At 58.8% G+C, this 12,637-nt stretch carries 12 protein-coding genes; 7 read left to right on the forward strand and 5 right to left on the reverse strand.

Annotated features, from left to right (window positions below; translation table 11 throughout):
* Positions 1-16 precede the first annotated feature (16 nt).
* The gene (phaC, locus tag COL8621_RS11415; RefSeq protein WP_093967486.1) at positions 17-1,801 is read right to left on the reverse strand and encodes a class I poly(R)-hydroxyalkanoic acid synthase; all 1,785 of its coding nucleotides are present in this window, start codon (positions 1,799-1,801) and stop codon (positions 17-19) included.
* Positions 1,802-1,901: 100 nt separating this feature from the next.
* Here phaC and phaZ point away from each other — a divergent pair, with 100 nt between their 5' ends.
* Positions 1,902-3,179, forward strand: a complete 1,278-nt coding sequence (phaZ, locus tag COL8621_RS11420) for a polyhydroxyalkanoate depolymerase (RefSeq protein ID WP_093967487.1) — start codon at positions 1,902-1,904, stop codon at positions 3,177-3,179.
* A gap of 6 nt (positions 3,180-3,185) precedes the next feature.
* On the opposite strand, the gene COL8621_RS11425 is transcribed toward phaZ, so the two are convergent.
* The 3 genes from COL8621_RS11425 to COL8621_RS11435 all read right to left on the reverse strand — a co-directional run bounded on the left by COL8621_RS11425 (position 3,186) and on the right by COL8621_RS11435 (position 5,753).
* Complete coding sequence (locus COL8621_RS11425; protein WP_093967488.1) at positions 3,186-3,896, reverse strand: alpha/beta fold hydrolase; 711 nt, start codon at positions 3,894-3,896, stop codon at positions 3,186-3,188.
* A 146-nt stretch (positions 3,897-4,042) separates the two neighbouring features.
* The gene (locus tag COL8621_RS11430) at positions 4,043-5,002 is read right to left on the reverse strand and encodes an alpha/beta hydrolase (protein WP_093967489.1); all 960 of its coding nucleotides are present in this window, start codon (positions 5,000-5,002) and stop codon (positions 4,043-4,045) included.
* 1 nt (position 5,003) lies between these two features.
* Positions 5,004-5,753 (reverse strand): alpha/beta fold hydrolase, encoded by a 750-nt coding sequence (locus COL8621_RS11435; RefSeq protein WP_093968536.1) that lies wholly within the window; start codon positions 5,751-5,753, stop codon positions 5,004-5,006.
* A gap of 183 nt (positions 5,754-5,936) precedes the next feature.
* Between COL8621_RS11435 and COL8621_RS11440 the strand changes: the two genes are divergently transcribed.
* Positions 5,937-7,052 carry a pyridoxal phosphate-dependent aminotransferase gene (locus COL8621_RS11440; protein ID WP_093967490.1) on the forward strand — a complete coding sequence of 372 codons (1,116 nt, stop codon included), beginning with the start codon at positions 5,937-5,939 and terminating at the stop codon, positions 7,050-7,052.
* Between the two features lie 56 nt (positions 7,053-7,108).
* On the forward strand, positions 7,109-7,288 hold the full coding sequence (locus COL8621_RS11445; protein ID WP_093967491.1) for a hypothetical protein: 180 nt from the start codon (positions 7,109-7,111) through the stop codon (positions 7,286-7,288).
* Here the strand turns inward: COL8621_RS11445 and COL8621_RS11450 are convergent.
* A complete protein-coding gene (locus tag COL8621_RS11450) occupies positions 7,285-8,484 on the reverse strand; it encodes a pyridoxal-phosphate-dependent aminotransferase family protein (RefSeq protein ID WP_093967492.1) in 1,200 nt (399 codons plus the stop codon). The genes COL8621_RS11445 and COL8621_RS11450 overlap by 4 nt on opposite strands.
* A 125-nt stretch (positions 8,485-8,609) precedes the next feature.
* Here COL8621_RS11450 and COL8621_RS11455 point away from each other — a divergent pair, with 125 nt between their 5' ends.
* The 4 genes from COL8621_RS11455 to COL8621_RS11470 are packed head-to-tail and all read left to right on the forward strand — an operon-like array spanning position 8,610 to position 12,631.
* Positions 8,610-9,302, forward strand: a complete 693-nt coding sequence (locus COL8621_RS11455; RefSeq protein ID WP_093967493.1) for a phosphatase domain-containing protein — start codon at positions 8,610-8,612, stop codon at positions 9,300-9,302.
* The gene (locus tag COL8621_RS11460) at positions 9,295-11,052 is read left to right on the forward strand and encodes an ABC transporter ATP-binding protein (protein ID WP_093967494.1); all 1,758 of its coding nucleotides are present in this window, start codon (positions 9,295-9,297) and stop codon (positions 11,050-11,052) included. The genes COL8621_RS11455 and COL8621_RS11460 overlap by 8 nt, the downstream gene beginning before the upstream one ends.
* A 36-nt stretch (positions 11,053-11,088) precedes the next feature.
* Positions 11,089-11,841 carry a CAF17-like 4Fe-4S cluster assembly/insertion protein YgfZ gene (ygfZ, locus tag COL8621_RS11465; protein ID WP_093967495.1) on the forward strand — a complete coding sequence of 251 codons (753 nt, stop codon included), beginning with the start codon at positions 11,089-11,091 and terminating at the stop codon, positions 11,839-11,841.
* The gene (locus COL8621_RS11470; protein WP_093967496.1) at positions 11,834-12,631 is read left to right on the forward strand and encodes a fructosamine kinase family protein; all 798 of its coding nucleotides are present in this window, start codon (positions 11,834-11,836) and stop codon (positions 12,629-12,631) included. Before ygfZ ends, COL8621_RS11470 begins: the two co-directional genes overlap by 8 nt.
* The last annotated feature ends 6 nt before the right edge of the window (positions 12,632-12,637 follow it).

Below are 12,637 nucleotides of genomic sequence, written 5' to 3' on the forward strand. Positions count from 1 at the left end.
ATGAATATCAGTAGTTTCACTTGGAAACGACGTATGTCCCGGGTGCATCCGCAACTGCAGGGTGACTAGAATCACCCGGCTCGCGCGCGGGAACCTGCTTGCCAGATCGCTTTTTCAGCCAAGCTCCCCACCGGGGCCACCACGACCCTTCGTGGTATTCGGCTTCGGCGCGCCACGTGTCAGCATCCTTCATCGGGCCGTCGTTCGTGTAGTGACCATACTTCATCTTTGATGGCGGATTGATGATACCGGCGACGTGGCCGCTTTCAGAAAGAATAAAGGTCTTGTCCCGGCTTCCCATCTGGCGAACGCCATTGAAGCTCGATTTCCACGCGGCGATATGATCGGTCTCGCATGCGATGGCGCACAGCGGAACTTTGACATCTTTCAAAGAAGGCGTTTCACCGCAGATCGGGAACTTGCCCTGCGCCAGCCCATCACCCTGACACAACCCACGCAAGTATTCGACAACCATCTTGGCCGGAAGGTTTGTCCCATCCCCGTTCCAGAACAAAAGGTCGAATGCTGGGGGTGCCTCTCCCATCATATAGCTGCGAATGGCGGGTCGATAGATTAGGTCGTTTGAGCGCAGGAACGAAAACGTCCGCGACATGAAAAAAGAATCCAAGAAGCCGTTTTGCATGACCTCTCTCTCGATTCCATCGACGAAATCATCATCAAGGAAGACGCCGACCTCTCCCTGATCCGAGAAATCAGTAAGAGTCGTAAACAGCGTGGCAGAGCGGACAGACTTATCCCCCCGCTTTTCCAACAGGCCCAGAACCAGCGAAAGCGTGGTGCCCGCGATGCAGTAGCCAACGGCGTTCACTTTCGGCTCTCCGGTGATCGCCTTCACCTCTTCGATTGCGGTCAGGTAGCCTTCTTCGACATACTGATCCATGCCGACATCGGCATAGCTGGCATCCGGGTTGGCCCAGCTGACAACGAAGAGCGTAAAGCCCTGATCGACGATCCATTTGATCAACGAGTTTTTGGGCTTCAGGTCCATAATGTAGAACTTGTTGATCCACGGCGGGAAGATGATCAACGGCGTTGCATGCACCTTTTCTGTCGTCGGCGTATATTGAATCAGTTCGAACATACGGTTGCGGAACACCACTTTGCCCGGCGTTGCCGCGATGTTTTCGCCGACCTTAAACGCCGCGCTGTCCGCCAGCGTCACCAACAACTCGCCGCTGTTGCTTTCGATATCGCGCACAAGGTTTTCCAACCCTTGAACCAAAGACGCCCCATCGGTTTCAACCGCACGGGCCAATGCTTCGGGGTTGGTGCCCAGAAAATTGGCGGGCGACATCATGTCGATGATCTGCCGCGAGAAGTATTCGACTCGCTTTCGGTCTTTGTCGTCCAGCCCTTGGATACCCTTTACGGCATCTTCGATGGCCTGCGATGACATCAAATATTGTTGTTTGATGTAGTTAAAATAGGGGTGCGTTTGCCAAAGCTCGTTGGAAAAGCGCGGATCGCTGGGCGTGTTGTCGGGGGCTGGCATCAGCTTTCCGCTGGCCAACGCCTCTTGCGCTTCGATGAAGTGTTTAAGGGTTTTCCCCCAATACCCGATCTGTTGTTCGAATATTTTCGACGGGCTTTGCATGAATTCCGAAAAATAAGCCGCCGTGGCCTTCATGAACAAATCATGGCTTGGGCCTTGTAGGTTCGGATCGACTTTTCGCTTGTTGGACAATGCAGACACAAGACGTTCTGACAGCTTCTCAACTTTGGCCAAATTTTCGTTCAGCCGATCTAGGTTTGCAGCCTGCGTCGCTTCTTCAGTTGTCATGCGCGAAAATCCCCCCTATCCTTCGCACTTGCAGCATCGCACCTCCCCGTGCGAAAAACCTGCAATTCAGTCACCGGGTGGTTTCCCGAAGGAGTGCTCAATGAAAAATCTAGCAACCTACGACCTTATGGAAACCATGCGGAACACCAATCAGTGGCTTGGTGCAACAGCCCTTGCCTTTGGTTCATACCCGATCACGGGCATGATGCCCAACCCGTTTTTTCAACTCGTCTCTGCCTGGGGTGAAGTAACCGAGCGATCTTTCGCCCGCATGGTCGCCAAACCAGACTGGAACATCCATTCCGTCGTTTGCGAAGATGGCCGCGATCATATCGTGACGGTCGAGACAGAGGTTTCGCGCCCCTTTGGCGACCTGATCCATTTCCGCGTTCACGGCCGGGAAATCAAAAAACGCAAGGTTCTGTTGGTTGCGCCGATGTCTGGCCACTATGCCACGTTGCTGCGTTCAACCGTTGCCAGCCTGCTGCCTGATTGCGAAGTTTACATCACCGACTGGCACAACGCGCGCGAGATTCCGGTTTCCGAAGGCAAGTTCGATATTGAGGATTACACCCTCTATCTGGTCGATTTTCTGAAACACCTTGGCCCCGATGCAAACGTCATCGCCGTGTGCCAGCCCGCCCCCCTTGCCCTTGCCGCCACGGCCTATCTGGCCGAGGAAGAGCCAAAGGCACAGCCGCGCACCCTGACCCTGATTGGCGGCCCGATCAATCCTGATGCGGCCGCAACAGACGTAACCGACTTTGGCCGCCGCGTAACGATGGGCCAGCTGGAACAGTTTGTGATTCAGCGTGTGGGCTTCAAATACGCAGGCGTGGGCCGGTTGGTTTATCCCGGCTTGCAACAGCTAAGCTCGTTCATGTCGATGAATGCCGAAAAACACGCAAAGGCCTTCAACGAACAGATCATGCGCGTTGCCAAGGGCGAAGCGGGCGATCACGACAAACACAACCGTTTCTATGACGAATATCTAGCCGTGATGGACATGACGGCAGAATTCTATCTTTCGACCGTCGAGCGTGTCTTCAAGAACCTTGAAATCGCGCAGAACAAGTTCACCGTAAACGGTAAACAGGTTGATATCGGTAAGATTACTTCGGTTGCGGTGAAAACCGTCGAAGGGTCGAACGACGACATCTCCGCCCCCGGCCAATGCGTTGCCGCGCTGGATATGCTGACCGGCCTGCCGGACGAAAAGAAGGCCAACCACCTTGAACCCGGCGCGGGCCATTATGGCATCTTTGCTGGGAAAAGCTGGCGCAACAATATCCGCCCACTGGTGCTGGATTTTATTGATGCCAATGCTGATGATGGCGGTAAGGGCAAAAGCAAGGTTGCCAAACTGAAATCGGTTTAACCCGTTTCACGTCAACCTGAACGGCGCGGCCAACCACTTGCGCAACGCTTCGGTTACTGCTTCTGGCGCTTCCAACAGCGGCAGATGCCCGGCATCTTCAATCACCTCTAACGTGGCGTTGGGGATCAGCTCTGACATGAATTCATGTCGGCGCAGCGGCGTCAGCGTATCGTGCGCGCCGCATAGAACCAGCGCGGGCGCGCGAAGCTGACGCAAAATCTTCTGCTGATCTGGCCGACGTTGCAGCGCACGCGACTGGCGCACAAACAGTTCGGGCCCAATTTCCGACGCCATGTTCACAGCCATATTCATTGCCTGTGCACGCATCGGCCCCGGCGCAAAAGACGCCGATGGAAACTCCTCGCGCACCGCTTTTTCCAGCTGCCCGGCCTGTGCGCTGACGATACGTGGCTCGCGCGCGGCGGCCTCTTGCGGGGTTTCGGCAAGCGGCGTGCAAGACATGAAAGCCACGCGCGAAACCCGTTCCGGAGCTTGGCGCAAGACATCCATCGCAATTACACCGCCCAGACCGTGCCCAACCAGCGCAAACTGCTTGGGCGCGCCTTCCAGAAGCTCACGCGCCATCGACGCGACAGAGCCGCCTTGCCAAACCGGTGCAAGTTGAACGGCACGCTCACGCGTGAATGTCAGAATTTGATCGGAAAACACCCGCGCATCGCTCATCATGCCCGGTAGCAACAGCAAGGTTTCAGCCATTGCCCACCTGCCCGCTCCGCACACGTTCTGGCTTACACACCATCGCGCATGTCCTTTCTGCCTTGTCTTTTTATCTGCCTCGCCGAAACCCTAGCAGCTTGCCCAAAGGCCCGCCACCGAATGACGTCAGGCTAGCGACTGACCGCTTACAGCCCCTGAATCCACTTTACGATTGCCTGACTAACCGGCCCAGTTTGCGCCGGGCTAAGGATGTCGCCCGCGATGACGTGGCTGTAAGGATCGTCGCCTTGGGCCAGCGTCACCTCCCGCACCTCAGCGCCTGGCCCCCACCGCGCCGCGACCAAGCGCGCGATGTCGGGCCGAACGACGCTGTCATCATCCGACAAAAGGAACAGCGCAGGCGTCGTGACCTCGGAATAGTCCAGCCCCACCGCGTAATCGACCAAAGCCGCCATCGGGAACACCGCAACAGACGGGTACGCCGTGGTCCAAAATTTCGCCTGCTCAATGTTTTGTGGGGTAAAGCTGCGCTCTTTCCCAAGGATCAGCGGCAGCCAGTGACGCACAAACGGAAATGTCAAAAGCGCAGAGGCCGGGTGGTTCACCCCAAAATTAGGGGACAGCATAACCATTGCTTTCACGTTTTCGGCCAAGGCAGGATCGTTGGCCGCGATGGCCGACAGCGTCCCCCCGGTCGAGGTGGAAAGAACAACGACCTCCTCTCCGATCTGGCGGCCAATCGCCAACGCCTCGGCGGTGTCTTCGATCCAGTCGCCAGCCGTCGGTTCGGCCATGGCATCGCCAGTGCGCCCATGACCGGCTAGCCGCGCAAAATACAGGTTCGCGCCCAGCGCGCGGGCAACGTTATCCGGCACCGGGCGGATTTCTTCGGACGTGGCCGAAAAGCCGTGAAGATAGACAATCGACAGCGGCGTTTTTTGCCCCGGCTCCCCCGCCCAAACAACGCGCTTGGCAACGCCATCGCGCAGATCTTTAACCTCTGCCTCGGCTTTCGCCAGATAGGCGTCCACATCGGTGCCGATCGATGCCGCATCAAACGCGATTGCAGTATCCACCGGTTCGCGCGGGGCAAAAAGCCAGACCGCAATCAAAAGCAGAATGAGAACTGCCAGAAACTTCAGCATCTTACGCGATCCTTTTTAGAACAGCATTCACACTTTCTTCGATTAGGGCCAGACAATCGGGCGATGAAAACCGATGATCAGCCCCCTTAACCAACGCAAGGCGGACATCTTCCCCCGCGACATGATCCAACAGGCGCAATGCGACAGACATATCCACGTCTTCGTCCGCCGTCCCTTGCAGAAAACGCACCGGGAACGGCAACGCCAGCGGGTCGCGCAACACCAATTGGTTGCGCCCGTCGGTGATCAGCTTTTCGGTGATAATATAAGGGCTGTCGGCATAATCCGATGGCAGCTCAACCCGGCCATTGGCGGCCAGCTCTGCCTTTTGCGCATCCGAAAACCCGGCCCACATGCTGTCTTCGGTAAAGTCGGGCGCAGCAGCGATGCCGACAAGCCCCGCTATCTTTTCAGGGATCGTGCGGGCCACCAGTAACGAAATCCAGCCCCCCATCGACGAACCAACCAAAACCTGCGGCCCGTCCGTCAACTGCGTGATCGCCGCCATCGCATCTGCGGCCCATTCCCCGATACAGCCGTCGGTGAATTCCTCGGACGATTGGCCGTGGCCGGAGTAATCAAACCGCAGAAAGGCACGCCCCTGCGCCTTGGCCCATGCCTCTAGGTGGATGGCCTTGGTGCCTTCCATGTCGGACTTAAACCCGCCCAGAAACACCACGCCGGGTCCTTTCCCCGCCGTTTGATGATAAGCGATGCGTCGGCCTTGCGCGGTTTCCAGATAGCTTGGCATATAGTCCCCCGGTTGGTGTTGCACGCAGCCTAATCGCAGCGTTGCGCGATGCCAAATCCAAACGTAACGATACCGCCTGCCGCTGATCATATCAGAGCGGATAGCCGCAGCCAGCATGCAAACCCGCACGTCGCCTCCTGCCACCCCTTGCCCGGCGGCGCGAATTGCGGTTTGGTCCGCATCATGACTGGACCCCGTTTTACAAAGCTCGCCAACAGCCTTCCCGCATCCGTGCCGTTCGTCGGCCCCGAAACCCAGGAACGAGAGCGTGGCCGCCCCTTCCGCGCCCGTCTTGGCGCCAACGAAAGCCTGTTTGGCCCATCGCCTAAGGCAATTGCCGCCATGCAGGATGCCGTGGCTGATACGTGGATGTATGGCGACGCCCAAAGCTATGATTTGCGCAAGGCGCTGGAGCAGAAGTTTCATATCGGCATGGACAACATCGTTGTGGGCGGTGGCATTGATGGGCTGCTTGGGTCGCTTGTGCGCCTGATTATCGGGCCGGGCGATGCCGTGGTCACATCCGAAGGGGCCTATCCCACGTTCAATTATCATGTTTCGGGCTATGGCGGCGTGCTGCACACGGTGCCGTTTCGCGACGATCACGAAGACCCAGACGCCCTGATCGCCAAAGCGGCAGAGGTGGACGCAAAGCTGATCTATATCGCCAACCCCGACAATCCGATGGGCACATGGCATGACGCCGCGCGTATGCAGGCGATGATTGACGCCGTTCCTGACGGTGCGCTGCTGATCCTTGATGAGGCTTATATAGAATTCGCGCCAGAAGGCACAGCGCCCGCGCTGAACGTGGACGATCCGCGCGTTATTCGGATGCGGACGTTTTCCAAAGCACACGGTATGGCTGGTGCGCGCGTCGGGTATGCCATGGGGGCCGAACCGCTGATCACCGCCTTTAACAAAGTGCGCGACCATTTCGGCATGTCCCGCACAAGTCAGGCCGGGGCGCTGGCCGCGTTGCAGGATGAAAGCTGGCTGGCGGATGTTCAGTCAAAAGTCGCCGCCGCGCGTGACCGCCTGACCAAAATCGCGGCCGACAACGGGCTAACCGCCCTGCCCTCTGCCACCAACTTCGTGACGATCGACTGCGGTGGGTCCGGCGATTTCGCACGCGCGGTCCTGACAGAGCTGGGCAACCGCGATGTGTTCGTCCGCATGCCCTTTGTCGCACCCGGCAACCGGTGCATCCGCGTTTCAACCGGCCCCGACGCCGCGCTGGATATCTTTGCAGAAGAGCTACCCAAAGCACTGGCCGCTGCGCGCGAAACGGCAATGTGACTGGAAAATCGCTGGGCCTGCGGTAACCTTGGCACATCTGTCGCGAAAGATGTGCCATGCAGGATCACGGTTTGAAGAAGGCCCCGAATTACACCAACGCCGCTTTGGTGATGGCGTTCGTGAACCTTTTTCCTGCGCTGATCGTCATCTGGGGATTTTACGGCTATGGCGCGGCTTTGGGCGTGGGGCTTGCGTTGCACCTGACACTGAACATCTGGGCAAAACGCAGGGGTTAACCCTGTGCAATCACATGTGCCGCTGCCTCCAACGCGCCTTTGCCGTGGGGAATGCCAAGCGCGATCAGCCCGGCCTCCATCGTTCCTAGAACGCCCATGACCATATGCGCATTGACGTGCCCCATATGGCCGATGCGGAAAAAGCCATGCCAAGCGGTATCATCGGATTCCGCCATGCCAAGGCCAATGCCCAGCGTTACGCCCGCTGTTTGCGTCAACCAATCGCGCAGCGCGGTGCCATGTGGTGCGCCAATGCGCACGGCAGTGACAGCATGTGCCCGATTGGCCGGATCCGCGATGTTCATTTCCATCGGCCCGTCCTGCCCCCACACCTCCAGCGCGGCCCAGATCGTTTGGGCAAGTGTGGCGTGGCGGGCCCATACGGCCGTGACACCTTCTTCGTGGACCAGCATGTTCAACGCCTCTCGAAGGCCAAACAGATGGTGCGTGGGCGCGGTACCGCCGAAATACTGATAGAACTCTTTCGGGGCTGCCCGCGGCACCCAATCCCAATAGTTTGAGACTTGGGTCATCGCCCCGCGTACCTCCGCCGCTTTTTCGTTGAAGTAGACAAAGCCAAGCCCCGGCGGGGTCATCAGCCCCTTTTGGCAACCGGCAACCATCACATCGACGCCCCACGCATCCATCAGGAATTCGTCACACCCAAGCGACGCGATGCAATCAACCATATAAAGCGCCGGGTGCTTCGCGGCATCGATGGCTTGGCGGATGCCTGCCACATCGTTGCGCACACTGGTTGAGGTATCAACCTGCACCGTCAGCACAGCCTTGAAGGTATGGGCAGTGTCCGCGCGCAGGCGCTCTTCGACCTGCGCAACGTCAACTGGCGCGCGTTTGCCGAACTCCAACACCTCAACCTCAACACCCATCCGGCGGGCCATGTCAGCCCAGCCATGGCCAAAGCTGCCAGTGGCCAGCACCAGAATTCGATCACCTTGCCCGCAGGTGTTGGCCAAGGCGGCCTCCCATGCGCCGTGACCGTTCGCGATATAGATCGCAACATTGCCCGACGTGCGCGCGACTGCCTTTAGGTCGGGGATCATTCCATCGACCATATCCACCAGCGAGCCGTGATAGATATTGGGCGCTGGCTGCTGCATCGCCTGCAAAACACGATCAGGCATCACCGACGGGCCTGGAATGGCAAGATAGGGGCGACCGTGACGCAGCGGCATCGATTATTCCTTTCACGATAGGGTCATATCCCCCTTATGCTCGCGTGCCGGAACCGTCAATCGCTTGTCAGTGGCCGACATTCACGCTAGACCGCGCGCTTGTTCCGTACAGGCAGCGAGTGCCCATGTTCAGACAGATCAAGACCCGCTTGGACAATTTCGAACAGTCCCTGCGCCAATCTTTCGGCAACGATATTTCGACGCCAAACGGGCGCCGGGCTGCGTTTTGGCATTTTCAGCTGATGGATCACGCGTTCCTGCGCGTCCTCTGGACCAACCTTGATGAGATCGCGCCGGGCGTCTGGCGTTCGAACCAGCCTTCGCCCAAGCGGCTTGCGCGCTATCACAAGATGGGGATCACAAACGTCATCTCGCTTCGTGGGGACGCGCCGCACAGCCATTTCCTGTTTGAACAGGAAGCCTGTGAAAGGCTGGGCTTATCGCTTCATACGGTGGCGATTAGTGCGCGAAAACTGGTCAACAAGAAGCGGATGCTTGCCCTGCTGGATCTATTCGACACGGTAGAGCGGCCATTTGTCATGCACTGTAAGTCAGGCGCTGACCGCGCTGGCCTCGCCTCTGCGCTGTATTTGATGCATGTCGAAGGCAAACCCGTGGCCGAGGCTAAAAAACAGCTTTCCTTGCGCTATCTTCATCTGAAGAACGACAGCACGGGAATTCTGGATTACATGTTGGACCAGTACGAACAGGACATCACGGAAACCCCAATGCCGATCCGCGAATGGTTTGAAACACGTTACGACCCAAAGGCGCTGACCGCTGGCTTCCAAAAGCTTCGGGGCATTTCGGATGGCTGACGCCCCCGCATCTTCGCGCACCATCGTGAAATGGATGTGGCGCGGGTATCTGAAGCGGCAGATGCCAATGCTGCTGGCCGCGCTGGTATTGATGACCCTCGAAGGGTCCATGCTGGGCTTTCTAAGCTACGCCGTTAAGCCGATGTTCGATCAGGTATTCACGGCTGGCGACCGTAGCGCGCTGATGCTGGTTGCGGGCGGTATTTTCGTCGTTTTCCTTATCCGCGCTCTGTCTGGTTTCGGGCAACGTATCATGACCACGCTTGTTGGGCAGCGCGTGTCGGCCGCGCTTCAGGCCGATATGGTGGCGCACATGCTGACGCTTGACAGTCAGTGGTTCCAAAAGACCCCGCCCGGCGGGCTGATTGAACGGGTGCGTGGCGACACGCAGGCGGCCTCTAATATCTGGTTCACGGTTTTGGCCACGGCTGGGCGCGATATCGTGGCGCTGATTTCATTGCTGGCGGTTGCTCTGTCCGTTGATTGGGTCTGGACCTTGATCGCCGTTGCCGGTGTCCCGCTTTTGTTTGTTCCGGTCGCATCGTTGCAACGCTGGGTACGCGTTTCGACCCGTAAGGGGCGCCGCGCCGCCGCCGCCGTTTCAACCCGCTTGGACGAGGTTTTCCACGGCGTCACCACGATCAAACTGAACCGTATGGAAAGCCGCGAAAAAAGCCGGTTCACCGAAGCGGTAGAAGCAGTGATACACGCCCAGCTGCGCTCGCGCATTGGTCAGGCAGGCATCCCCGCGCTTATCGACGTTGTTGCGGGCCTTGGTTTTTTCGGGGTCATTTTCTACGGCGGACTTCAGATCATCGAAGCGGAAAAAACCGTGGGGGAGTTTATGAGCTTCTTCACCGCCATGGCGTTGATCTTTGACCCGCTGCGCCGCATCGGTGGCATTTCCGGATCCTGGCAAGCCGCCATGGCCAGCCTTGAGCGCGTGTACGAAATATTCGACGATCAGCCCACGATTACATCGCCTGCACGCCCGGCAAAGCTAAGCGTACCAGCCGGCGAAGCCGATGTTACCATGCGCGATGTCCACCTTGCCTATCAGGATACGCCCGTGCTGAACGGTCTGACGCTGACGGCGAAGGCGGGCAAAATGACCGCGCTGGTTGGTGCATCTGGCGCCGGGAAAAGTACCGTGTTCAACCTACTGACGCGCCTGATCGAACCGCAAAGCGGATCGGTCGAACTGGGCAGCGTGCCGATTGATCAGCTGGAGCTTCAGTCGCTGCGCGGTAATTTCTCTGTGGTGACGCAAGACGCCATGCTGTTTGACGAAACCCTGCGCGATAACATTCTGCTGGGTCGTGCCGATGTCACCGAAGAACGCCTGCAAGAGGTGCTAGAGGCCGCGCATATCGCCGACTTCCTGCCTAGCCTGCCGAATGGTCTGGACAGCCCCGCCGGGGCCCGCGGATCGAACCTGTCGGGTGGTCAGCGTCAGCGTGTGGCGATTGCCCGCGCCTTGTTGCGTGACGCCCCAATCCTGTTGTTGGACGAAGCGACATCCGCGCTGGATGCCAAATCCGAACGTGTGGTGCAGGATGCGCTGGAACGTCTTAGCGCGAACCGCACAACGATTGTGATCGCCCACCGGCTTGCCACTGTGCGCGATGCAGACAATATCATTGTGATGGATAAGGGCCGTGTCATCGAAGAAGGCACCCATGACGCACTTCTTGAAAAAGGCGGCCTTTACTCTGGCCTCTATAAATTGCAATTCGCGACCGAGAATTGACGCCCCCTTGCGGGATTAGCGGACAAAGGGAACACTATGGCCGAAGCCGCGCAAAACCGAACCGTCCTTGAAATCACCGGCACCGAGCGGGAGCATTTCCTGCAGGGCCTCGTGTCAAACGATGTGAGCGGGCTGGCGGGGCGTCTGGCCTATGCCGCGTTGCTGACACCGCAGGGCAAATACCTAGCCGACTTTTTCCTGACGGCGCGGGACGACACCATTCTGTTGGATGTAGAAAGCGCGCTGGCCGACGGGCTGTTGCGCCGTTTAAGCATGTATAAGCTGCGGGCGGATGTGGCGATTGCGCCCTCCACGCTCCATGTTCAGCGCGGCCTTGGCGATGCGCCTGACGGTGCGCTTGCCGATCCGCGTCATCCTGATCTTGGCTGGCGGATTTACAGCCCAGAGGCCGGGACCGCCCCAGAAATTGACTGGGATGCGATCCGCGTGGCCCATTGCATCCCCGAAACCGGGATCGAGCTGATCCCGGATGAAACCTACATTCTGGAAGCGGGCTTCGAGGCGCTGCATGGGGTTGATTTCAAAAAGGGCTGCTATGTCGGCCAAGAAGTCACCGCGCGGATGAAACACAAGACAGAGCTGCGCAAGGGCCTGACAACCGTGCGCATCAACGGCGAAGCCCCCGTTGGCACCGAACTCACCACAGACGGAAAAACCGCCGGAACGCTGTTCACCCAATCCGGCGGGCGGGCCATTGCGTACCTTCGATTTGATCGCGCCAAGGGCGCTTTGCAAGCGGGTGATGCCACCCTGCAGTGGGATGGCTAATCCGCTTTCACAGCAAATCTCTGACCTACTGGGGGCCCCTGTCAGCGCCCTAAGCCCGCTGCACGGCGGCGACCTTTCCAAAATCTATCGCGTGACGCTGGCATCCGGGCAGGACGTCGTCGCCAAGTCCGGCCCCTTGGTCGGGGTTGAGGCGCAGATGCTTGCCGCCATCGCAGCCACCGGTTGCCCTGCGCCCCGCGTGCTGGCGACCACCGCCACCTTGATCATCATGGAATACCTGCCCGAAGGACCACCTGACTGGGCTGGCCTTGGGCGCGCCTTGAAACGCCTCCACTCTGCCACGGGTGCGGGATATAGCTGGTCCAGCGATTATGCGTTCGGGTCCGTGGCGATTCCGAACACGGCGGCACCGGATTGGCCGACGTTCTGGGCGGAACGTCGTTTGCTAGCCGCGCCACACGCTCTGCCCCATGACATCGCACAACGGGTGGAGCACCTTTCCCAGCGCCTGCCCGATCTGTTACCACACCACCCGCCTGCCGCCCTGCTGCACGGCGATCTGTGGGCTGGCAACATCCACTTCACCCCAACCGGCCCGGCGCTGATCGACCCAGCATCTTACCACGGCCACACAGAGGTGGATCTTGCCATGCTGCACCTCTTTGCCACGCCCGGCCCCGGCTTTTACGAAACATACGGGCCCACCACCCCCGAAGAACGTGAACGCCGCCCCATTTATCAGCTTTGGCCCGCGCTGGTGCATCTAAGGCTTTTCGGCGCTGCCTATCGGTCGATGGTGGAAAATCTGCTCTGCGATGCAGGCTCCTGACAGTAT

It is taken from the genome of Actibacterium lipolyticum, assembly GCF_900184935.1.
Lineage (GTDB): Bacteria > Pseudomonadota > Alphaproteobacteria > Rhodobacterales > Rhodobacteraceae > Actibacterium_A > Actibacterium_A lipolyticum.

Bases quoted from the DNA above. Each gene is read 5' to 3' on its own strand.
- phaC (WP_093967486.1), bottom strand. From the start codon at position 1,801: ATGACAACTGAAGAAGCGACGCAGGCTGCAAACCTAGATCGGCTGAAC.
- phaZ (WP_093967487.1), top strand. From the start codon at position 1,902: ATGAAAAATCTAGCAACCTACGACCTTATGGAAACCATGCGGAACACC.
- COL8621_RS11425 (WP_093967488.1), bottom strand. From the start codon at position 3,896: ATGGCTGAAACCTTGCTGTTGCTACCGGGCATGATGAGCGATGCGCGG.
- COL8621_RS11430 (WP_093967489.1), bottom strand. From the start codon at position 5,002: ATGCTGAAGTTTCTGGCAGTTCTCATTCTGCTTTTGATTGCGGTCTGG.
- COL8621_RS11435 (WP_093968536.1), bottom strand. From the start codon at position 5,753: ATGCCAAGCTATCTGGAAACCGCGCAAGGCCGACGCATCGCTTATCAT.
- COL8621_RS11440 (WP_093967490.1), top strand. From the start codon at position 5,937: ATGACTGGACCCCGTTTTACAAAGCTCGCCAACAGCCTTCCCGCATCC.
- COL8621_RS11445 (WP_093967491.1), top strand. From the start codon at position 7,109: ATGCAGGATCACGGTTTGAAGAAGGCCCCGAATTACACCAACGCCGCT.
- COL8621_RS11450 (WP_093967492.1), bottom strand. From the start codon at position 8,484: ATGCCGCTGCGTCACGGTCGCCCCTATCTTGCCATTCCAGGCCCGTCG.
- COL8621_RS11455 (WP_093967493.1), top strand. From the start codon at position 8,610: ATGTTCAGACAGATCAAGACCCGCTTGGACAATTTCGAACAGTCCCTG.
- COL8621_RS11460 (WP_093967494.1), top strand. From the start codon at position 9,295: ATGGCTGACGCCCCCGCATCTTCGCGCACCATCGTGAAATGGATGTGG.
- ygfZ (WP_093967495.1), top strand. From the start codon at position 11,089: ATGGCCGAAGCCGCGCAAAACCGAACCGTCCTTGAAATCACCGGCACC.
- COL8621_RS11470 (WP_093967496.1), top strand. From the start codon at position 11,834: ATGGCTAATCCGCTTTCACAGCAAATCTCTGACCTACTGGGGGCCCCT.